Raw genomic sequence first — 21,231 nt, 5'->3', positions numbered from 1 at the left:
GATGTAAGAGGGCTATCACTTGCTAATGTAAGAGCCTACTTACACGGAGGCAAGCGTGCCGGCGAATCGGGCCTACCACCACGGTGATCTCCGCGCCGCCCTGATCACCGCCAGTTTCGAGCTGCTCGCCGAGGCCGGGCTGCAACGCTTCTCGGTCGCCCAGGTCGCCCGGCGGCTGCAGGTCAGCTCCGCAGCGCCGTACCGGCATTTTCCGGACCGCGCCCACCTGCTCGGCGCGGTCTCCACCGCTGCCGCCCGGGACCTGCGCGCCGCGATCGTCGACGCCGCCGAGGTGGCCGGGCCGGATCCGGTGGACCGGCTGGCCGCGTCGGCCGGCGCCTACGTCCGGTATGTCACCGGCACCGGCGCGGGCCTCCACGTGATCTTCGCCGCCGAGCTTTATCAGCTGCACGATGAGGACCGCCGCGAGCAGACCAGCGCGCTGATGGACACGCTGCGCGACCTGGCCACCGCGGCCGGCCGGTCGTACCAGGAGGCGTTTCCGCTGGTCGAGGGGATCATCGCGATCGCGCACGGGTACAGCTCGCTGTATGCGGACGGTTTCTTCTCGCGGACCGGCACGACCGTGGACGTCATCGCCGGCCGGGCCGTCGAGGCGGCGCGGACCCTGATCAGTACGCCGGGAGGGTGATCGCGGGGGCGGCCCGGTGGATCGGCTCGACCACCTTGGCCATCATCCGCTCGCGGCCGGGCAGGCGGCCCAGCACGGCCAGCATCAGCATCGACATCCGCACCTGACCACGCGTACGCATCACCATCCGCTTGATGTTCGCCGGGCCGAGATGCGGTAGCCGAGGTCGTGCACGAACCGCTCCTCGGGACCGAAGGCCAGCGCCCGGGTCCGCGAGTGCACCCCGTCCGCGCCGAGCGGGCGCGAACTGCTGGACGCGATGCGCGCGGTCACCGCAGGGACCACTTCATGATCAGGCCGGCCACCGCGAGGATGACCAGGGCGTTGACCGCGTGCAGGCCGAAGACGAGCGCACCCGCCGTGCTGCCGTCGCCGATGCCGGCGGCGAGCACCGCGATCAGCACCTGGACCCCGACCAGGCCGGCGACCAGGGCGGCCAGCCCGATCAGCCGGCCGGGCAGCCGGGCCGGCCAGCCGACGAGGATCATGGCGATCGGGAGCAGGAAGGTCACGTAGCCGAGCAGGTGGTGTGGCCGGTACGCCTGGTCGGCGAACGCGCCGGCCGCGGCGAAGAAGAACTCAGCCACCACCACCAGCAGGAGCAGGGCCGAGAGTCCGGTGAAGGCCTTGCGCATCGAGGGGTCCCTCCGTCGGTGAGTGTTCTCACCGACTCGACGAGACGCCCGGCTGGTTTGTGAGGTATAGCGTCCGACAGCGATGACCATGGACGAACGACCGCAGCTTCTCCACCTCGCGTACCGGCTTCTCGGGTCGTTCGCCGAGGCGGAGGACGCGGTGCAGGAGGCCTACACCCGCTGGTACGCGCTGCCCGAACCGCAACGGCAGGAGATCGGCAATCCGGCCGCCTGGCTGACCCGGGTGGCAAGCCGGATCTGCCTGGATCAGCTGCGTTCGGCCCGGGTGCGGCGGGAGAGCTACGTGGGGCCGTGGATCCCGGAGCCGCTGCCGGCGCCCGACCCGGCCGACCGGGTCACCCTCGACGAGTCGATCACCATGGCGTTCCTGGTCGTGCTGGAGTCGATGACGCCGGCCGAGCGGGTCGCGGTCGTGCTGCACGACGTCTTCGGCTACCCGTTCGGCGAGATCGCCGAGATCGTCGGCCGCACCCCGGCCGCGTGCCGGCAACTGGCCACCTCCGGGCGCCGCCGGATCCGCGCCACGAAATCCTCGCCGATCGACCGGCAGGCTGCCGTCGTCAAGTCCTTCCGGCGCGCGTGGCAGGCCGGGGACATCGGCGCCCTGATCGGCCTCCTGGATCCGGACGTGACGGTGACCGCGGACGGTGGCGGCCGGGTCAGCACCGTCCTGCGCCCGATCCGCGGCGTGGCCGAGATCGCCCGCTACGGAGCCGCGCTCCTCGATCACATGGGCGGTCAGGCCATCGTGGAACGTACCGTCAACGGCCGGCCCGGCCTGGTCGCCGAACGTGACGGCAGCGCCGTGACCGTGCTCGCGTTCGACATCGCCGACGACCGGATCCGGTCCGTCTGGGTGGTTCGGAACCCCGACAAACTCCGTCGGTGGATTGCCCACGGCCATGGATAGGTGTCTATTGATTAGATGACTGCTGTCAGCAGACGACATCTCCTCGCCGGCGTGGCCGGCACCACCGTCCTCGGCCCGGTGGCGACCCGGGCGGCGGCCGCGGGCACCTCCCGGACCGGCCTCGACCAGGGCACCAACCTCGCCGTACAGCTGTCGCCGGACGGCCGCCGCATCGCGATGGACCTGGTCGGCGTGCTGTGGGTGCTGCCCGCCTCGGGTGGCCCGGCCCGCCGCCTGACCGGCGACCTGTTCGACATCGCGCAACCCGACTGGGCGCCGGACGGTGGCAGCATCGCCTTCCAGTCGTACCGGACCGGCACCTTCGACCTCTGGCTGATCCGCCCGGACGGCTCCGGCCTGCGGCGGCTCACCGAAGGGCCGTACGACCACCGGGAACCCCGGTTCGCACCCGACGGGCGCCGCCTCGCCTTCTCCGCCGACCTCTCCGGCAGCTACGGCATCCACGTGCTGGATCTGGCCTCCGGGCAGATCACCGCGGTCGCCGACAGCGCCGCCGAGGAGTTCGAGCCGGCCTGGTCGCCGGACGGCCGCCGGATCGCGTTCGTCGTCGCCAACACCCGCATCGACGTCGTCGAGGTGGCGACCGGCGCGCGCAGCACGGCGGTGACCGTGCCGGCCGGCCAGGTGATCCGCGGTCCCGCGTTCACGCCGGACGGCTCCGGCATCATCTACCAGCTCACCCTGAACGGGCGGGCCGAGCTGTGGCTCGACGGCGCGCCCGTGGTGACCGGCGAGGAGGTCTTCCCGTTCCGGGTCTCCTGGCGCTCGCCCACCGAGATCGTCTACGCCGCCGACGGCGGCATCCGGCGGCGCACGCTCGGCTCGATGGCGCCGGCCGCCCGGATCGGCTTCGCCGCGCCGGTCACGCTCACCACACCCCGCTACCGCAAACGGCGGAGGGACTTCGATTCGCGTACGCCCAAACCGGTCCTCGGCATCGGCAGCCCGGTCCTGTCGCCGGACGGCACGTCGATCGCGTTCCGGGCGCTCAACGACATCTGGACCATGCGGATCGGCCGGCCACCGCAGCCGCTGACCCGCGACCTGTGGTGGAAGAGCGATCCGGCCTGGTCCCCGGACGGCCGCCACCTGTCCTACTCGACCGACCGGGGCGGCAAACTCGACATCTGGCTGCGGGACCTGACCACCGGCGGCGACCGGCAGCTGACCGACCTGCCGAACGCGGCCGCGGTCTCCGGCAGCTGGTCCGCCGACAGCTCACACCTGGCGTTCCTCGACCAGACCGGCGCGCTCTACACCGTCGAGGTGGCGAGCGGCACGGTCCGGCAGCTGTACGCCGCCACCTTCGAACCGGGCCGCCCCAGCTGGTCGGCCGACGGTCGGACCATCGCGCTCGCCGCCGTGGTGCCGTACTCCGCCCGGTTCCGCGAGGGCCTCAGCAAGATTCTGCTGGTCGACGTCGCCACCGGCGCCGGCCGCTACGTCGACCCGCTCCCCCACAGGTCGATCCAGACCCGCGGCGACGACGGGCCGGTCTGGTCGCCGGACGGCCGGAGGATCGCGTTCGTGCTGGCCAGCGTGCTCTGGGTGGTCGACGTCGAGGCCGACGGCAGCTTCGCGGGATCGCCGCGGCAGATCACCGACGAGGTGACCGACGCGCCGAGCTGGAGCGGCGACTCCCGGCGGCTGCTCTACCTGCACAACGGGACGCTGCGGATGGTGTCCGTGGACGGTGGGCGGGCGCAGACCGTACCGATGCGGTTGACCTGGGCGAACACCTCGCCACGCGGGCGGACGGTGATCCACGCCGGGCGGATGTGGGACGGTGTGCGCCGTGAGCTGGTCCGGGACGTGGACATCGTCGTCGAGGGGCACCGGATCGCCGCGGTGGAGCCGCACCGGGCCGGGCGCGACGGGCGGCTGGTCGACGCCCGGGACGCGGTGGTCACGCCGGGACTGATCGACATGCATCATCACCGGGAGATGCAGGGCTATTCGTACGGCGACCGGCAGGGCCGGTTGTGGCTGTCGCTGGGGGTCACCACGACCCGCTCCCCCGGCAGTCCGGCGTACCACATGGTCGAGGAACGGGAGTCGATCCAGTCCGGGGCGCGGGTCGGGCCGCGGTACTTCGCGACCGGCGAGGCGGTCGACGGGTCACGGATCTTCTACAACTTCATGCGGCCCACCTACGACCCCCGGCAGGTCGCCCTGGAGCTGGAACGGGCCGGGGCACTCGACTACGACCTGATGAAGGCGTACGTCCGGTTGTCGTCGGAACGGCAGCGGCAGGTGATCGCCTGGGCGCACCGGCACCACGTGCACGCCACCTCGCACTACCACTACCCGGCGTTCGCGTTCGGCGGCGACGGTCAGGAACACGTCGGGGCGACCAGCCGCTTCGGCTACTCGCGGACGGTCACCACGCTCGGCACGGTCTACGACGAGGTCGCGGACATCTTCCTGGCCACCCGCGCGGCCCGGACCCCCACCTTGTTCCTGTCCACCACGCTGCTGCGCGAGGACGACAGCCTGCTGGTCGACGAGCGGGTGCGCACCCTCTACCCGACCTGGGAGTACGCGAACCTGCAGACCATCGCGAACACGGCCCGGACCACGGATCAGACAGTGACCCGGGAGAACCTGGCCCGGCAGGTGGCCCACCTGATCCGGCTCTACCGCGGCGGCGGGCAGGTGATCACCGGCACCGACTCACCGATCTCGCCGAACGCGGTCAGCACGCACCTCAACCTGCGGGCCATGGTCGCGTACGGGATGACGCCGTACGAGGCGCTGTCCACGGCCACCCGCCTGCCCGGCGAATTCCTGAACGAGCCGCTCGGCCGGATCGCCCGCGGCCACTACGCCGACCTGGCGGTGCTCGGCGGGGATCCCCTCACCGACATCAAGCAGGCGGCGAACGTACGTCAGGTGATCGCGGCCGGCGTCGTGCACACCGTGCCCGGCCTGCTGGAGCCTTTCGCCGCCGCGCAGGTCACGGCGCGCACGGTGGCGGCGCCGACGCTCGCCCGGCCGGAGACCGAGCGCTATTGGTGGCACGACCCGCACTACGTGGAGGAGAGCCGGCACGCCTGCTGCGATCACTGACCGACGCCATCCATGGCGGTCGTTGCCTACCCTGACCGCGTGGTTACCTTCGCGATCATCGTCACCGCCTTCGCCGGGATGGCGGGACTGATCATGGTCCCGGTGACGTTGTTGCTGGCCCTCAGCGACAGCCGGGAACGGCGCTGGGTCGCCCGCAACCGGGTGCGGCCCAGCGCCGAGCTGCGGCCCGGTGCCGCGCTGCCCAGGAACTTCGCGGTGTACGGGCGGACCGTGCCCGGCCGCAGCGGTCTGCTGGTGGCGCCGCTCTCCGGTGCGGAGGGGGTCTGGTACCGCACGATGGTGTACCGGCAGGACAGCAACGGCGAGAACAGCACCCGGTTGACCATCCTGCACGAGGAGTCCGGCGGCGACCCGTTCGGCGTGGCCGACGACTCCGGGGTGGCCGCCGTCTCGGCGCAGATCCTGCAGGGCCGGATCTTCTCCGGGCACCTGTCGGTCTGGGCGCAGACGCGCCATGCCGTGGGCGGGTCCGGGCCGTCGCCGATCGAGCAGACCGTCGACGAGACGACCAGCGGCTGGCGCCGGCCCGGGCCGTGGCTGCAGCACCTCCTCGACCGCGGGACGGTTCCGCAGCGCTCGATCAAGGGCGCCGACCGGGTCTTCGTGATCGAGGAAGTGCTGCCGTCACGCGTACCGATGCATGTGATCGGTAAGCCGGCGGCCCTGGCCGACGGAACCGTCGGGCTGACCCTGCCCCGCACCGGGAAGTATCTGGTGGCGTGCCGGACGCCGGCCGAGACCGAGCAGGAGTTGCGCGGTGACAGCCGGTTCGGTCTGGGTTGCGCCTTCTGGGCGGCGGTGGCCGGCCTGGTGGGCAGTGCCGGGTTCGCGGCGATCGCCTACTCGCAGATTCCCTGATCAGGCCACGGCGACCGCCTGGCGGGTGTGTTCGCGGTCGGAGTAGTCCGAGACCAGCGGGGCCACGTCGAGGATCAGGGCGATCTCGCCGTTGCCGAGGATGGTCGAGCCGCTGATGCACTTCACCCGGCTGAACAGGACGCCGAGCGGTTTGATCACGGTTTGCAGCTCGCCGAGCAGGCTGTCCACCACCAGGCCGGTGCGCTGCCCGGACTGTTCCACGATCACCACGTTCTGCCGGCGCGCCGGTGGGCCGGGGATGTTGAACAGCTGCCGCAGGCGGATGAACGGCAGCACCTCGCCGCGCAGGTTCATGCAGTCGCGGCCGAGCGGGCCGGGCGGCAGTTCGACGCATTCGGTGACCCGGTCCAGCGGCACGATGAACGAGGACGTGCCGACCCCGACCAGGAAGCCGTCGATGATCGCCAGGGTCAGCGGCAGCCGGATCCGGATCGTGGTGCCGACGCCGCGGTTGGTCTCCACCTCGATGCTGCCGCGCAGCGCGGTGACGTTGCGTTTCACCACGTCCATGCCGACGCCGCGGCCGGAGAGGTTGGAGACCTTCTCGGCGGTGGAGAAACCCGGTTCGAAGATCAGGTTGTAGACCTCGGAGTCGGTGAGCGGCGTGCCGGGGGCGACCAGTTCCCGTTCGACCGCCTTGGCCAGGATCCGGTCCCGGTCCAGGCCGCGCCCGTCGTCGGCGACCTCGATGACGATGTTGCCGGCGTCGTGGTACGCGTTGAGCCGCAACGTCCCCTGCTGCGCCTTGCCGTGTTTGCGCCGTTCCGCGGACGGCTCGATGCCGTGGTCCAGAGAGTTGCGGACCAGGTGCAGCAGCGGGTCGCTGATCCGTTCCACCAGGGCCTTGTCCATCTCGGCGTCGCCACCGGTGATCACCAGGGACACCTCTTTGCCGAGTTCCATGCAGACGTCGCGCACGACCCGTTCGAAACGGCGCAGGGTCGTGCCGATCGGGACCATGCGCAGCGACAGCGCGCTGTGCCGCACCTCGTCGACCAGCCGCATCACCTCGCTCTGCGCCTCGCTGGTGTGCTCGCCGCCGACGACGCCGGTGCTGGACTGGGCGATCACCAGTTCGCCGACCAGGTCGATGAGTTTGTCGAGGCGGGCGGCGTCGACCCGGATCGTCCGGGTGTCCTGCGAGCGGGTCTCGGTGGTACGCCGCTGGCGGGTCAGGGCGGCGTCGACGATGCCGCGCTGGATGATCCCCTGCTCGATCAGGATCTCGCCGATCGGCACCGGCTGGGTGCCCTCACGCACGGCCCGTTCCTGCTGGACGCGCAGCGCCTCGGCCATCTCCGCCTCGGTGACCGCGCCGCTGTTGATCAGCACGTCACCGATCCGGTCGTTCTCCGGCATGGCCCGGATCGCCTTGACGTACGTGTCGAGCTGGCTCTCGGCCGGGCTGATCCGGATGTCACTGTCCTCGCGGACGAAGTCGAAGACCGCCTCGATCTCGGCCTTCGGCGCCGAGGTGGTCAGGTCGACGGTGAAGCCGAGATAGCAGGACTCGGGGTCCATCTCGTCGGCCTCGGGCAGCCGTTCGGTGTCGGTGATGACATCGGTGACCGTGCCGAGGCTGGACAGGTATCGCAGGAACGACAGCGGGTCCATGCCGTTGCGCAGGCAGTCCGGCCCGAACTGCAGCTCCAGCCGCCAGGCGCCCTCGCGCGGCGCGGTGTCGACCTCGGCGGCCGCGGCGCCTGCGGTCATCGCGGGGCCGTCGGCGAGGTACGGCTCGAGCCCGGTCAGCAGCCGTGCGCTGTCGGCGGACTGCCCCGCGTCGGCCTCCAGCCGGCCCTCGGCCACCGACTCGATCATCGCGGAGATGTGGTCGGTGCACGGCAGCAGGGCGCTGACCAGCCCGGGGGTCACGTCGAGCTGGCCCTCGCGGACCGAGCCGAGCACGGTCTCCACGACGTGGGTGAACGAGACCAGGTGCTGCAGGCCGAACAGCCCGGACGAGCCCTTGAGGGTGTGCGCGGCCCGGAACAGCGCGTTGACCGCCTCGCCGCCCGACGGCTGCGACTCCAGCTCGAGCAGGCCCTCCTCCAGGCCCTGGACCAGGTCGCGCGCCTCGGTCACGAACATGTCGAGGGCTTCGCGCATGTCGTCGTCGAACGGCATCACAGCTCCAGACGGGTGAGGGCGAGCACCTCGGCGACGGCGGGGCTCGGCTCGGCGAACTCGACCGGCACGCTGCGGCGTACGCCCTCGTCGCGGGCGAGCAGCAGCAGTTGCAGGCCGGCGGTGTCCAGGTCGGTGATTCCGGACAGGTCCACGCGTACGCCCGAACCGTCCCCGAACATCGTCAGCAGCCGCTCCCGCTGCTCCGCCGCCGTGATGATCGTCAGCTCGTCGTCGACGATGAACCGCCGCAGCCCGGTCACGGCGCGACCAGTTTCGCCACCGCGCTGAGCATCTGCTCGGGCTGGAACGGCTTGGTCACCCACGCCTTGGCCCCGGCCGCCTGCGCCTGCTTCTTCTTGTCCTCTTGCGACTCGGTGGTGAGCATGATGATCGGGGTGAATTTGTAGGCCGGCAGTTTCTTCGCCTCGGCCACAAAAGTGATGCCGTCCATATTCGGCATGTTGACGTCCGAGATGATGAGGTGAATGCGCTGTCCGGTCATTTTGCTCAGCGCATCCTTTCCGTCATTCGCGGTGATCACTTCGTAGCCCGCGCCCTTCAGGGCGATACTGACGACCTGTCGTACGGACGCCGAGTCGTCCACGATGAGAATGCTCTTGGCCATCGTCGTCTCCCTAGAAGAACGTGATTTCGGATTCGTTTACCTTGACGGGCGTTCCGGACTGGTGGGCCTGATGCTCCTCGGCCATCGTGTAGCGGGCGGCGAGTTCGTCGAGCAGCACCTTGGCGTCCAGCGGTGCGACGCCCGCGGCAGCCGACGCGGCCACCTCGGGGAACCGGCCGATGTTGTCCCGCAGGTGTTCCAGCATCTGGTTGACCCGGTCCTGGAACTGCAGGTTGACCAGGGAGTCGCCGATCTCGCCGCGGATGCCGACCGCGGCCTGCTCCAGCTCCTGCGACGAGTTCTGCATACGCGACAGCATGCTCATCAGGTCGTCCAGCACGGCCTGCACCTCGCCGTTGGCGTGCGCCACGGCGTTGCCTTCGCGTTCGGCGTTGGCCTCCGCGGTGGCCAGCACCGAGGTGATCGCCTCGGCGACCCGGTCGACCTTCTCCACCATGCGCTCGCTGGTGTTCTGCGAACGGTCGGCGAGCTGGCGCACCTCCAGCGCGACCACCCCGAACGCGGCGCCGGCCTCGCCGACCCGCTGGGCCTCGATGGCGGCGTTGAGCGCGAGCAGGTTGGTCTGCGCGGCGATCCGGGTGACCTCGCCGGACATCCGGCGCAGCTCCTCGTTGAGGCCGAGCAGCGAATGCAGCTCCTCGAGCGCCTGTCGTTTGCCGGTCAGCGCGTCGTCGAGGGTGCCGACCACCCCGCCGAGGCGTTCCCGGCTGCGGTCGAACGCCCCGCCGGAGCTCTCGTCCAGCACGCCGGTGGAGGAGGTGAGCACCGAGTCGAGGTTCTCGACGATGCCGGCGAACTTCTCGGTGAGTTGTCCGACGGCGTTTTCCATCTGGTTACGCGATGAATCGATCTGCGCCGACCAGACCGGGGCCACCGCGCCGGCGAACTGGGAGACGTCGTTCGCGTACCGGTCGGGTGCTGCCGCCGGCAGGGTCGCCGGGCCGGGCCGGTCGGTGCGGCCGCGCAGCCAGTAGCCGGCGGCCGCGCCGACCGCCAGCGAGATCACCGCGATGAGCGTTTCAGCCATGCTGGTGGATCACCTCCGCGATCTGGAGTAGCGGAACCTCACGATCGGCGGCGCCGAGCGCCACCGCTTCGCGGGGCATGCCGTGCACCACGCAGGTCGCCTCGTCCTGCGCCACCGTGAACGCGCCCGCCTTGCGCATCTCGAGCAGCCCGCGGGCGCCGTCGTCGCCCATCCCGGTCATGATCACGCCGATCGCGTCCGGGCCGGCCGCCTTGGCGACCGAGCGGAACAGCACGTCGACCGACGGGCGGTGCCGGTTGACCGGCGGTCCGTCGAAGACCCGGACCCGGTATCGCGTGTCCATCCGGACCACCTCGAGATGCCGCCCACCGGGGGCGACCAGCACGTGACCGGGCAGCACCGGATCGCCGTCCTCGGCTTCCTTGACCCGGACCCGGCACATGGTGTCGAGCCGCCCGGCGAACGCTGCGGTGAACTTCTCCGGCATGTGCTGCACCAGGACCACGCCCGGCAGGCCGGGTTTCAGCGCGGGCAGCACCTTCTCCAGGGCCTGGGTGCCGCCGGTGGACGTACCGATCGCGATCAGTCGTTCCGCGGCCGTGGCCAGCGATCGTGGCCGGGGCGCACTCGGCCGGGCCAGGACGGGAGCGGCAGCGGCCGGGCGGGCCCTGCGGCGCTGGCCGGCGGCCGCCGCTGCCCGGACCGCTGACACGATGTCGCCGCCGTCGTCCTCGATGAACTTCTTCAGCCCGGTCTCCGGCTTGGCGATCACCGCGACCGCCCCGGACGCGAGCGCCTCCATCGAGACCTCGGCGTTGCGCTGGGACAGCGTGGAGCAGATGACCACCGGGGTGGGCCGGACCTCCATGATCTTCTTGAGGAAGGTGAGCCCGTCCATTCGCGGCATCTCGATGTCCAGCACCACGACGTCCGGCCAGGACTTGTTCATGTGGTCCATCGCGAAGATCGGGTCGGCGACGGCGCCGGTGACCTCGATGCCGGGCTGGCCGCGCAGGCGGGCGGAGAGCACCTGCCGGACGACGGCCGAGTCGTCGACGATGAGCACCCCGATCTTGCCGGTCATGCCGGGCCTCCGTGACTCAGCGGGTCGAGTGCCCGCAGCCAGACCGCACCGGTTCCGATGTCGAAGATCAGCCGGCGGGCGCCGGTGCCGCCGAACTCGCGCACGGTCAGATGGAAGCCGCTCTCCTCGAGCAGGCAGATCCCCGCCTCGATGTTGTTGCCGGCGACGTCCAGCGGGGCCGGGGTGTTCAGGTGCGGGAACTGCCGGCCGCCGCCGAACATCTTCACCTCGTACTGGCGTGGCGTGGTGTTCGTCCGCTGCACGTCGCGCCGGAACCGGGCGATCGCGCCGTCGGCGTAGCGGGCGTCCCACTGGTCCGAGGCCGGGCAGTGTCCCGGCAGCATGTAGTGGCACATGCCGCCGATCCGCAGTCCGGGATGCCAGATGGTGATCGACACGCACGAGCCCAGCACCGTGTGAATCCGGGTGCCGGCGTCCCCGAAGTGGTAGTCGCCGGGGTGCAGGAAGACCTCAGCCACGGCTGTCCCCGTCCAGCCGGTAGATCGACGGCTCCACCATCTTCAACCGCGATGGAATGGCGTTCAGCGACTCGGAACTGCCGACGATCAGGTGTCCGCCGGGGACCAGCATCTCGGTCAGCCGCGGGATCAGCGAGCGCTTCGTCTCCATGTCGAAGTAGATCATCACGTTGCGCAGCATGATCACGTCGAAGCGGCCCAGCCCGGAGAAGTCCTCGTGCAGGTTGCGGCAGTGGAACTGGACCTTGGCACGCAGTTCGCGGGTGACGGTCATCAGGCCCTGGTACTCGTCGCGGCCCTTCAGGCAGAAGCGGCGCAGCAGCGGTTTCGGGATCCGCTCGGCCGCGGCGATCGGATAGAGACCGGTACGCGCGCCCTCCACGACCCGGGTCGAGATGTCCGTGCCGATGATCTCCCACGAGCCGGGCGGCAGGACGTCGGCGAGCACCATGGCCGCGGTGTACGCCTCCTCGCCGGTCGAACTGGCCGCGCTCCACAGCCGGAAGGTGCGTCCCGGGTGCCGGTTCGGCAGCACTTCGCGGCGGATGTAGTCGAAGTGCTGCGACTCCCGGAAGAAGAACGTCTCGTTCGTCGTGAGCAGGTCGATGAGCTGCCGCAACTCGCCCTCGTCGCGGCGGTCGCGCAGCAGGCGCACATAGTCGGAGTACCCGCCCAGCCCGAGCGCCCGGATCCGTTTGTCGAGGCGCCCGGCGACCAGGGCCTCCTTGCCGGGGGCGAGCTTGATGCCGGTGTGGTCGTGCAGGACACCGGTGATGTACTGGAAGTCGTCGCGGCTGATCGTCCGCGCGAGGGCTTCCGGCGGGATCACGACGATTCCGGCGGCTGCTCGGGTGCCGTCTGCTGGGCCAGGTCGCTGAGGCGCACCATGTCGCTGATCGACAGCACGTGACTGATGTCCAGCAGGATCAGGAAGTCCTCGTCCCGGCGGGCCATGCCGCTGATGTAGTCCGCCCGGATCCCGGCGCCGAACGCGGGCGCCGGCTCGATGTCGCCGGCCTGCAGGGTCACCACCTTGGTGGCGGCGTCGACCAGGATGCCGATGTCCTGGCCACCCGCGGCGACCTTCTCGTCACCGTCCAGATCGGGCATCTCGGCCAGCGCCGAGTCCTGGATGTGCACGATGATGATGCTGGTCCGGCGGTCGATCGAGGTCCGCCCGCGGCCGAATCTGATCGCGATGTCGATGACCGGCACGGCCCGGCCCCGCAGGTTGATCACGCCACGGATGAAGTCCGGCATCATCGGCACCACGGTCAGCGACCGGTACTCGAGGATCTCGGTCACGTGGAAGATGTCGAGCGCGTACGCCTCGCCGTTGAGCGTGAACGTCAGATACCGCCCGGCTTCGGTAACCGTGTTCACCGTCGGCCCCCCTTTTTCCGCACCTCCTCCGCATTCGATCAGATTCTTTGTGGGCCCTGCAGAAAATCGAGGACTTAGCCGCGAATCCGGCCCGGTGTCCGTTTCGGTGACGGCTTGTGAATAGGTTCCGCCAAATCGTGATCGTTACGTCGATAGGCTGGCCCGGTCGTGGATTCGTACGCCGCAGTTTGTGCCGGATGGGGGATTCTTCCATGGCCGAGTCGACGGGGACGCGCCGTCCACGCGGAAGCCTGGCGTTCCGGGACATGCCGATCGCGTGGAAACTGCGCGGGCTCGCCGGCGTGGTCTGCGCGCTGCTGGTGGTGCTCGGCGCGGTCGGCATCTACCAGCTGAGCCAGACCCAGGACCGCCTGGAACACCTCTACAACAGCAACCTGCACGACGTACGGCTGCTCGGTGAGATCGCCACCGACTACAAGGACGTCCGGTTCCAGATGCGCGGCGTCGCCCTGGCCGGCGGAGGCACCGGCACCGATGCGGCCATCGACGCGCTGGACACCTCGATCGCCAACCTGGACCAGGTCTGGGCCTCGTTCTCCACGTCGGCGCAGGGTGATCCGGACGCCGAGGCGTTCGACGCCGCCTGGGCCACCTACAAGCAACTGGTCACCGAGAAGCTCAAACCGCTGACGGCGGCGAACAAGCTCGCCGAGTTCAACCGCGTGGTGAGCGCGGAGGTGAACCCGGTGTCCGACACCATCAACACGGCGGTCGACAACCTGATCGCCAAGGACGACACCGCCGCGAAGGGTTCGATCGACGAGTCGGCGGAGGCCTACTCCACGGCGCGGCTCATGATGATCTGCCTGATCGTCGCAGCGCTGGTGCTCACCTTCACCGTGGTCCAGCTGATCACCCGCGCGGTGGCCCGGCCGCTGAACGAGACGGTCACGGTACTCACCGCGCTGGCCAACGGCCGCCTGGATCAGCGGGTCACCGTCGCCGGCCAGGACGAGGTCGGGCGGATGGGCACGGCGCTCAACAGCGCCCTGGACCGGCTCAGCGACACGGTCAGCACGGTCGTCGAGTCGGCCAACCAGCTCAACAGCGCGTCGATGCAGATCAGCGGAGCCTCGCAAAGCCTGTCGCAGGCCGCCACCGAGCAGGCCGCCAGTGTCGAGGAGACCACCTCGAGCATCGAGCAGATGACCGCGGGGATCAGCCAGAACAGCGACAACGCGACCGCCACCGAGGGCATCGCCACCACCACGGCGGCCGAGGCGCAGGAGGGCGGCGAGGCGGTGCAGCGGACCGTCGCGGCGATGAAGGAGATCACCAGCAAGATCGGGATCATCGACGACATCGCCTTCCAGACCAACATGCTGGCGCTCAACGCGACGATCGAGGCGGCCCGGGCGGGCGAGCACGGCAAGGGCTTCGCCGTGGTGGCCAGCGAGGTCGGCAAGCTCGCCGAGCGCAGCCAGATCGCGGCTCAGGAGATCAGCGAGCTCGCGGCCGGCAGCGTCCAGACCGCCGAGCGCGCCGGCGACCTGCTGTCCAGCATGATTCCCAACATCATCCGTACGTCCGATCTGGTGCAGGAGATCGCCGCGGCGAGCGGGGAACAGTCCACCGGCGTGCGGCAGATCAACATCGCGATGTCGCAGATCGGCAAGGTCACCGAACAGACCGCGTCGTCCAGTGAGGAGCTCGCCGCGACAGCCGAGGAGATGTCGGCGCAGACGGCGCAGCTCACCGCTTTGATGGACTTCTTCCACACCGGAACGTCCACTCGCTCCATTCCCCGTCCGGCGCCGGCCGCGTCCGGCAACTGGTCGAACAACGCGTACCGGGCCGGTTGGGATCGTGGGGGTTCGTTCAACGAGAATCCGGCGCCCGCGATGAGCGGCGCCGGCATGCCACCGGCCGACCTCGAAGCGAAGTTCGACCGGTTCTGAGCACCGGACTGTTCCGGGAAAGGATGAGCAGTGATGAGTGCTCGCCTCGACGACCTCAGTGTCAAGGTGAAGATCCTCGTCGCGGTCGGGCTGGCCGCCCTGGTCGCTGCTTTCGTCGGCCTCACCGGCTATTTCGGGATGGCCAGCACGAGCGACTCCGCCAACCTGATCTACGAGAGCAACGTCGCCAGCATCCGTGCCGTCGCTCAGCTCAAGTCCGCAGCGGTACAGGCCCGGGTCGACACCGCCAACCAGGCGCTGTCGACGGACGAGACGCGGGTCCGGGAGTTCACCGAGGCGTTCACTGCCGACGTCGAGGCTTTCGAGACCGCGATGACTGCCTACCGCGGCACCCTGCCGGCCGGCGATCCGGCGGTCATCGACCACCTCCAGTCGGTCTGGGACAGCTGGGTGACGGTGGCGAACGAGAAGCTGATCCCGGCCGGTCTCAAGAACGACCTGGACGGCTGGGCGGCTGCACGGGACGCCGACTCGTTGCCGCTGCTGAAGCAGATCTACGACGATCTCGCCACCCTCGATCAGGCGGAGACCGCGGACGCCGCCAGCAACGCCGCGTCCGCGCAGTCCACGTACCAGTTCAGCCGTAACCTCTCCTTCATCGTGCTGTTCGCCGGTCTCGCGGTGGCCATGACCATCGGGTACTTCGTGGCCGCTCGCATCGTCCGCTCACTGACCGCCGTGAAAGCCGTGTGCGACGCGCTGGCCGCCGGTGACCTGACCCGCGCCACCGGGCTGACCTCGCGCGACGAGACCGGCCGGATGGGCCAGTCCCTGGACACCGCGATGGCCTCGCTGCGCGACACCGTGATCACCATCGAGGGTTCGGCATCCACGCTGGCCAGCGCCACCGAGGAGATGACCGGCACCGCCGCGCAGATCGCCGTCTCGGCCGAGGAGGCGTCCCGGCAGTCCCAGGACGTGTCCAGCGCGGCCGAGGAGATCTCCCGCAGCGTCGACACCGTGTCGGCCGGCAGCGAGGAGATGGGCGCCTCGATCCGCGAGATCTCGCAGAACGCCAGCGAGGCCGCCCAGGTCGCCGCCGAGGCCGTCGGCCTGGCCGCCGCCACCTCCTCGACCATGAACAAGCTCGGCGACTCCTCGGCCGAGATCGGCAACGTGATCAAGGTGATCACCTCGATCGCCGAGCAGACCAACCTGCTGGCCCTGAACGCGACGATCGAGGCGGCCCGGGCCGGGGACGCCGGCAAGGGCTTCGCGGTGGTCGCCTCCGAGGTGAAGGACCTCGCTCAGGAGACCGCCCGCGCCACCGAGGACATCTCCCGCCGCGTCGAGGCGATCCAGGCCGACACCGAGGGCGCGGTCGACGCGATCGAGAAGATCACCGCGGTGATCGCCCGGATCAGCGACTTCCAGACCACGATCGCTTCGGCGGTCGAGGAGCAGACGGCCACGACCGCCGAGATGAACCGCAGTGTCTCGGAGGCCGCGACCGGCACCGGCGACATCTCCCGCAGCATCACCGGGGTGGCCCAGGCCGCGCAGAACACCAGCCAGGGCGTCTCCGAGACGCAGCACGCGATCAGCGACCTGGCCCGGATGTCGACCGACCTGAGCGGCCTGGTCTCGCGCTTCCGGGTGTGAGGCCGCCGTACTGGCTGTCACATCTCTCCCTGCCTGTCCGGTCCTAGTAGTCGACGCCGAGGACAGGAGCGCAGAGATGAACACACCGAGGGTGATCGTTGGGGTCGACGGGTCGGAGCAGGCCCTGGCGGCGGTACGCGTGGCCGCCGTCGAAGCCGAACGGCGCAAGACACAGCTGCACGTGGTGCACGCCTTCATCTGGCCGTCGCTGCACGTCGGCGTCGGGCCGGTCGCCGACGACATGCCCGGCACCGGCCTGCGGCACCACGCCGAGGACCTGGTCGCCGAAGCGGTCACCGCGGCACGTGAGGCCGCGCCCGGCGTACCGGTCTCCACCGCCATCATCGACGGCGCCGCCACCCCGGTGCTGCTCGCCGAGTCGAACGAGGCCGCGCTGCTGGTGCTCGGCGACCGCGGCCTGGGCGCGATCAGCGGCCTGATCATCGGCTCGGTCGCGGTGCACGCCGCCGCCCACGCGCACTGCCCGGTCCTGGTGGTCCGCGACAGCGCGCCCGCCGACGGCCCGGTCGTGGTCGGCGTCGACGGCTCCGCTCATTCGCAGCTGGCGCTCGGCTTCGCGTTCGAGGCGAGTTCGGCGCGCCGGGCGGAACTGGTCCCGGTGCTGGTGTGGCCGGAACGCGCCCCCGACCCGGACGGGCGGCTGCTGCTCGGCGAGTCCCTGGCCGGCTGGCAGGAACGGTTCCCGGACGTCGTGGTCCGCCCCGAACTGCTCCGCGGCAACCCGCGGCACGCCCTGGTCGAACGCGCGAAGAACGCGCAGCTCGTGGTCGTCGGCGCCCGCGGCCGGGACACGTTCAAGGGTCTCGTGCTCGGCTCGGTCAGCCAGACGCTGCTCTACCACGCCGCGAGCCCGGTCGCGGTGGTCCGCGCCAGTCTGGCCCCGCAGCAGGCGGACGGGCCGCTGGACAACGTGGACGAGTTCATCGACCGGCCGGTCAACGCGATCGCCGCGCTTCTCCCGGACCGGCAGAACGTCGACGACGTCCTCGAGGCGCTGCGCGCCGACGGCACCGACGTCTCCGAGGTGCTCGTCCTGCACGGCCCGGAGGGGGTGCACATCCTGGACGCGGACGGCACCGAGCACGGCTGGCGGGCCCGGTTCATCCGGTTCTTTCAGAACTGGGGGTACGACGACGCGGTTCTGAACCTGCATCACGAGGGACTGCGCAAGGGCGAGTGGGCCGTCGTCATTCCGTCGTCCTACGAGGAGCGGATCGCGATCGCCCGGATGCTGCACCGCCACCGGGGTCACGCGATCCACTACTTCGGTCTCAACACCGCCGAGTCGCTCAGCGGGCCGTGAGCCACTGCTCGTACGTCGTCGTGGCGATGTCCGACTCGAAGCCCGCCGTCAGGGCATCGCCACGAACCGCGGCGAGCATGCTCACGCCGTCGTCCTTGACCACCGCGCGCCGGTCGCCGCGCGCGGCCAGGGTGATCCGGGCCAGCTCGTCCAGGGCGAACACCTCCGGTCCGGCGATGCTCCGCACGCCCTGCAGCGGCGGGCCTGCGCTCACCTGCGCCAGCGTCCAGGCGAGGTCCGCGGCGGCGATCGGCTGCAGCAGGGTGCCCGGCAACCGGACCGTGTTCTCGTCGGCTGACCAGCGCAGCATGCCGTCGACTGATTCGAAGACCTGCGTCGAGCGTACGATCGAAAATGGCACCGGCCCGGCCTGCAGCAACTGTTCCTGAAGCGCTTTTGCCCGGTAATAGGCCACCTCATGCACCGAGCCGGCGCCGATCACCGAAAGCACGACGAGATGCCTGACATCGGCGTCCTCGGACGCCAGGAGCAGGTTCTCCATGCTCTGCCGGAAGAACACCAGAGAGCCGTCGTCGTAGGTCGGTGAATTCGTCAGATTCACCACGACGTCGGCGCCCTTCACCGCCTCCGGCAACCCTTTCTCACTGATCAGATCCACCCCGGTGGACAACGAATGCGCCGCCACCTCGTGCTCGCCCGCCTGCAGGATGCGAACGAGACGCGAACCGATCATCCCGGTACCGCCGAGAACAACGATCTTCATGCTCATCTCCTCCTTTGTCAGAGGAGACCGGGCAGCCGCAAAGTTCGTGACGGCGTCACCGTGACACCGGACGGCTCAGAGATCCCCCGGCGACCAGCTCCACGGTCACCGCGATGGCGATCACCTCGACCGCGAGCAGGGCGACCAGGACCAGCAGCTGGGTGGCGCCGGCCTCGACCGGGGTGCCGCCACCGAGCAGGACGCCGACGAACGCACCGGGCAGGGTGACCAGCCCGACCGTACGGGTCTGGTCCAGCGCCGGCACCAGGGCCTGCCCGGCGGTGGGCCGGCACACCTCAAGCGCCGCGTCCCGGGGCAGGAACCCCAGGGCGAGCGCGGCCTCGTACTCGCCGTGCCGGTCCCGCAGCTCGTCCAGTGCCCGCCGCCCGGACAGCGAGGTCGCGGTCATCGCGCCGCCGATCAGGATGCCGGCGATCGGCAGCAGCGCGATCTCGGTCAGCGGCGTCGTGCCCGCCGCCACGATCAGGGCGCCGACCGGCAGCGAACCGGCCGCGATCGGCAGCAGCACCAGCACCATCCGGCGGCGGGCTCCGACCCGGCCGGCCGAGGTGTACGCCGCGACCAGCAGCATCAGAAGGATGAACCCGGCGGTGGCCCACCAGGAGTTCACGACTGCGGCGATGAGCAGCGACACCACCGCGAGTTGCAACACGGCCCGCAGCGACGCGGTGACCACCGCCCGGCTCACCCCGAGCTGCCCGGCAAAGGCGGCTGCAGCCGCCAGAATCACCAGCACCACGAGCACGACAGCCAGCACCGGACCGACCGCGACCGCACCCTGATTCACGTTCTCCCCCAGGTCTTTCGGTCGTGGTCCAGGCGGAAGCTGTCGAATATCGTGCCCTTCGCCAACGAGCCGGACGGGCTGCTCGCCAAGGCCGAGGCCTTCGCGCAGGTCCCCGACCTCAAGTGGCGGCCGGAGGAGTAGGCCGGTCACGCAACATCAGCTCGACGCCGTCGAGCAAGCGGTCCAGGCCGAAGCGGAAAGACCGGTCCGGGTCGATGACCGCGTTGTACTCCTGTCCGGCCGCCGTGCCGACCCGCCCACCCAGCGGGTAGGCGCCGGGCGGCATCACCCGCTCCAGGATCGGCGCGTTCACCGCCCACCACTCGGCGTCCGAGATTCCCGACCGCTCGGCCGTGCTGCGCGCGGCGATCGAGGTGCGGGCCGCCCCCGCGGTGAACCCGCTGATCAGCGTGACGATCTGGTCCATCTCCAGGTCGTCGAAGCCGGCGCCCTCCAGGGCGGCGAGCTGCCACTCGTACAGATCACAGCCGTTCGGGCCGATCCACGGCCGGATGTTGTCGATCTGCAGCAACCACGGATGCCGGTGGTAGTCGTCCCACATGCGCCGGGCCACCCCGGCCATCCGCTGACGCAGCGGGCCGGTGTGCGCCGGGTACGGAATCTCCCCGATGACCTCGTCGACCATGAGCCCGATCAGCTCGGAACGCCCCGGCACATACGTGTAGACCGACATCAACTTCAGCCCCAGCCGGTCGGCGACTTTGCGCATGGCGAACGCCGGGAGCCCCTCCTCGTCGGCGACCGCGATCCCGGCGCGGATCACCTCGTCGACGCTGACCCGCTGTTTCGGCCCGCGGGTGCCCTGCGGGGTGCCCAGCTTGTGCCGCCAGAGCAACTCGAGGGTGCGGTCGACATCCGGTTTTTCCATATGCAGAGATTACCCCGTGGGGTGTACGGTGTTTGCCGCACCGTTTTTCCGTAAGCTATACGGAGTTAGGAGTGGCCGTGAACACCCTGGTAGCTGAGGGGCTGCGCAAGAGGTACGGCGACCTGAACGCCCTCGACGGCTTCGATCTGGAAATCCCGGCCGGCGTCATCCACGGACTGCTCGGTCCGAACGGCGCCGGCAAGACCACCGCGGTCAAGGCCCTGGCCACTCTCATCGATCTCGACGGCGGCCGGGGCAGCGTGGCCGGCTTCGACGTGCGTACGCAGGCTGCCCAGGTCCGGCGCAGCATCGGCCTGATCGGGCAGAACGCGGCGGTCGACGAGGTCCTCGGCGGCCGGCAGAACCTGGTGATGTTCGCCCGGCTCTACGGTCTCGGCAAGGCTGAGGCGCAGGAACGCGCCGACCAGCTGCTCGACGTCTTCGGTCTCACCGAGGCCGCCGGACGGGCGGTCTCCACCTACAGCGGCGGCATGCGCCGCCGACTCGACATCGCCGCCGGGCTGATCCCCACCCCGGCCCTGCTCTTCCTCGACGAACCGACCACCGGTCTCGACCCCCGCGCCCGCAACGAGGTCTGGGCCACCATCCGGGAGACCGCTGCCCGCGGCACGACAGTGCTGCTCACCACGCAGTATCTCGACGAAGCCGACCAACTCGCCTCGGAGATCTCGGTGATGAACCACGGCAAGATCATTGCCAACGGTACGCCCGAAGCCCTCAAACGCCGCATCGGCGGCGACCGCGTCACCGTCACGATCGGCCTGCGCGACGACCTGCACCACGTCGCCGAGCGCCTCTCCACCGCGGTCGGGGAACCCGGCGTCATCGAGGACGAGACCCGCAGCGTCACCTTCGAGCTGCCGGTCGGCGTGGGCGCCCTGGCCGGGGTGGTCCGCGCCCTGGACGACCTGGCCGTCACCCCGGAGGACCTGCTGTTGCGCCGCCCCACCCTCGACGAGGTCTTCCTCACCCTGACCGACAAGGAGGCCGCCCGATGACCACCCG

21 protein-coding genes and 1 pseudogene are annotated in these 21,231 nt (G+C 70.1%); 8 read left to right on the top strand and 14 right to left on the bottom strand.

Going from position 1 to position 21,231, the window contains the following annotated elements; translation table 11 throughout:
- The first annotated feature begins 55 nt into the window (after positions 1-55).
- Positions 56-652, top strand: coding sequence for a TetR/AcrR family transcriptional regulator (locus tag OHA21_RS10100; RefSeq protein ID WP_328472513.1), 597 nt, complete (start codon positions 56-58; stop codon positions 650-652).
- Here the strand turns inward: OHA21_RS10100 and OHA21_RS10095 are convergent.
- From OHA21_RS10095 to OHA21_RS10085, 3 genes are read right to left on the bottom strand one after another with little or no spacing between them, the layout of a single operon-like run.
- A complete protein-coding gene (locus tag OHA21_RS10095; RefSeq protein WP_328472511.1) occupies positions 633-779 on the bottom strand; it encodes a hypothetical protein in 147 nt (48 codons plus the stop codon). The genes OHA21_RS10100 and OHA21_RS10095 overlap by 20 nt on opposite strands.
- Positions 773-925: a hypothetical protein gene (locus tag OHA21_RS10090; protein WP_328472509.1), complete on the bottom strand. Its 153-nt coding sequence runs from the start codon at positions 923-925 to the stop codon at positions 773-775. Before OHA21_RS10090 ends, OHA21_RS10095 begins: the two co-directional genes overlap by 7 nt.
- Complete coding sequence (locus OHA21_RS10085) at positions 922-1,287, bottom strand: DUF6220 domain-containing protein (RefSeq protein WP_328472507.1); 366 nt, start codon at positions 1,285-1,287, stop codon at positions 922-924. The genes OHA21_RS10090 and OHA21_RS10085 overlap by 4 nt, the downstream gene beginning before the upstream one ends.
- An 82-nt stretch (positions 1,288-1,369) precedes the next feature.
- Between OHA21_RS10085 and sigJ the strand changes: the two genes are divergently transcribed.
- The 3 genes from sigJ to OHA21_RS10070 are packed head-to-tail and all read left to right on the top strand — an operon-like array spanning position 1,370 to position 6,187.
- Positions 1,370-2,218: an RNA polymerase sigma factor SigJ gene (gene sigJ, locus OHA21_RS10080; protein WP_328472505.1), complete on the top strand. Its 849-nt coding sequence runs from the start codon at positions 1,370-1,372 to the stop codon at positions 2,216-2,218.
- Between the two features lie 15 nt (positions 2,219-2,233).
- Entirely contained in the window at positions 2,234-5,308 is a 3,075-nt protein-coding gene (locus OHA21_RS10075; RefSeq protein ID WP_328472504.1) for an amidohydrolase family protein, read from the top strand.
- Between the two features lie 39 nt (positions 5,309-5,347).
- Entirely contained in the window at positions 5,348-6,187 is an 840-nt protein-coding gene (locus tag OHA21_RS10070) for a hypothetical protein (protein ID WP_328472502.1), read from the top strand.
- Here the strand turns inward: OHA21_RS10070 and OHA21_RS10065 are convergent, their stop codons facing one another.
- The 8 genes from OHA21_RS10065 to OHA21_RS10030 are packed head-to-tail and all read right to left on the bottom strand — an operon-like array spanning position 6,188 to position 12,918.
- Positions 6,188-8,335: a chemotaxis protein CheA gene (locus tag OHA21_RS10065; RefSeq protein WP_328472500.1), complete on the bottom strand. Its 2,148-nt coding sequence runs from the start codon at positions 8,333-8,335 to the stop codon at positions 6,188-6,190.
- A complete protein-coding gene (locus OHA21_RS10060) occupies positions 8,335-8,598 on the bottom strand; it encodes an STAS domain-containing protein (RefSeq protein ID WP_328472498.1) in 264 nt (87 codons plus the stop codon). The genes OHA21_RS10065 and OHA21_RS10060 overlap by 1 nt, the downstream gene beginning before the upstream one ends.
- Positions 8,595-8,963, bottom strand: a complete 369-nt coding sequence (locus OHA21_RS10055; protein WP_328472496.1) for a response regulator — start codon at positions 8,961-8,963, stop codon at positions 8,595-8,597. The genes OHA21_RS10060 and OHA21_RS10055 overlap by 4 nt, the downstream gene beginning before the upstream one ends.
- Before the next feature lie 10 nt (positions 8,964-8,973).
- Positions 8,974-10,011, bottom strand: coding sequence for a methyl-accepting chemotaxis protein (locus OHA21_RS10050; protein ID WP_328472494.1), 1,038 nt, complete (start codon positions 10,009-10,011; stop codon positions 8,974-8,976).
- Positions 10,004-11,056 (bottom strand): protein-glutamate methylesterase/protein-glutamine glutaminase, encoded by a 1,053-nt coding sequence (locus tag OHA21_RS10045; protein ID WP_328472492.1) that lies wholly within the window; start codon positions 11,054-11,056, stop codon positions 10,004-10,006. The genes OHA21_RS10050 and OHA21_RS10045 overlap by 8 nt, the downstream gene beginning before the upstream one ends.
- Positions 11,053-11,535: a hypothetical protein gene (locus tag OHA21_RS10040; RefSeq protein WP_328472490.1), complete on the bottom strand. Its 483-nt coding sequence runs from the start codon at positions 11,533-11,535 to the stop codon at positions 11,053-11,055. Before OHA21_RS10040 ends, OHA21_RS10045 begins: the two co-directional genes overlap by 4 nt.
- A complete protein-coding gene (locus OHA21_RS10035) occupies positions 11,528-12,364 on the bottom strand; it encodes a CheR family methyltransferase (RefSeq protein WP_328472488.1) in 837 nt (278 codons plus the stop codon). Before OHA21_RS10035 ends, OHA21_RS10040 begins: the two co-directional genes overlap by 8 nt.
- Entirely contained in the window at positions 12,361-12,918 is a 558-nt protein-coding gene (locus OHA21_RS10030) for a chemotaxis protein CheW (protein WP_328472487.1), read from the bottom strand. The genes OHA21_RS10035 and OHA21_RS10030 overlap by 4 nt, the downstream gene beginning before the upstream one ends.
- 212 nt (positions 12,919-13,130) lie before the next feature.
- Between OHA21_RS10030 and OHA21_RS10025 the strand changes: the two genes are divergently transcribed.
- The 3 genes and pseudogenes from OHA21_RS10025 to OHA21_RS10015 all read left to right on the top strand — a co-directional run.
- The gene (locus OHA21_RS10025) at positions 13,131-14,837 is read left to right on the top strand and encodes a methyl-accepting chemotaxis protein (RefSeq protein ID WP_328472486.1); all 1,707 of its coding nucleotides are present in this window, start codon (positions 13,131-13,133) and stop codon (positions 14,835-14,837) included.
- 33 nt (positions 14,838-14,870) lie between these two features.
- Positions 14,871-16,460, top strand: a complete 1,590-nt coding sequence (locus OHA21_RS10020; RefSeq protein WP_328472484.1) for a methyl-accepting chemotaxis protein — start codon at positions 14,871-14,873, stop codon at positions 16,458-16,460.
- Between the two features lie 76 nt (positions 16,461-16,536).
- A pseudogene (locus tag OHA21_RS10015) lies at positions 16,537-17,349 on the top strand (universal stress protein); the annotation flags it as partial.
- Positions 17,350-17,770: 421 nt separating this feature from the next.
- Here the strand turns inward: OHA21_RS10015 and OHA21_RS10010 are convergent.
- From OHA21_RS10010 to OHA21_RS10000, 3 genes are all read right to left on the bottom strand, one after another.
- Positions 17,771-18,508: an SDR family oxidoreductase gene (locus OHA21_RS10010; RefSeq protein WP_328472482.1), complete on the bottom strand. Its 738-nt coding sequence runs from the start codon at positions 18,506-18,508 to the stop codon at positions 17,771-17,773.
- A gap of 55 nt (positions 18,509-18,563) precedes the next feature.
- Positions 18,564-19,316 carry an ABC transporter permease gene (locus OHA21_RS10005; protein ID WP_328472480.1) on the bottom strand — a complete coding sequence of 251 codons (753 nt, stop codon included), beginning with the start codon at positions 19,314-19,316 and terminating at the stop codon, positions 18,564-18,566.
- Positions 19,317-19,434: 118 nt separating this feature from the next.
- Positions 19,435-20,205 (bottom strand): TetR/AcrR family transcriptional regulator, encoded by a 771-nt coding sequence (locus OHA21_RS10000; RefSeq protein WP_328472478.1) that lies wholly within the window; start codon positions 20,203-20,205, stop codon positions 19,435-19,437.
- 77 nt (positions 20,206-20,282) lie between these two features.
- On the opposite strand from OHA21_RS10000, the gene OHA21_RS09995 reads away from it, so the two are divergent.
- Positions 20,283-21,224 carry an ATP-binding cassette domain-containing protein gene (locus tag OHA21_RS09995; protein WP_328472476.1) on the top strand — a complete coding sequence of 314 codons (942 nt, stop codon included), beginning with the start codon at positions 20,283-20,285 and terminating at the stop codon, positions 21,222-21,224.
- Positions 21,225-21,231: the final 7 nt, after the last annotated feature.

The organism is Actinoplanes sp. NBC_00393 (assembly GCF_036053395.1).
In the GTDB taxonomy this organism is placed as follows: Bacteria; Actinomycetota; Actinomycetes; order Mycobacteriales; family Micromonosporaceae; genus Actinoplanes.
Note: the sequence above shows the minus strand (reverse complement) of the source record. Positions and strands in the feature narration are given on the sequence as shown.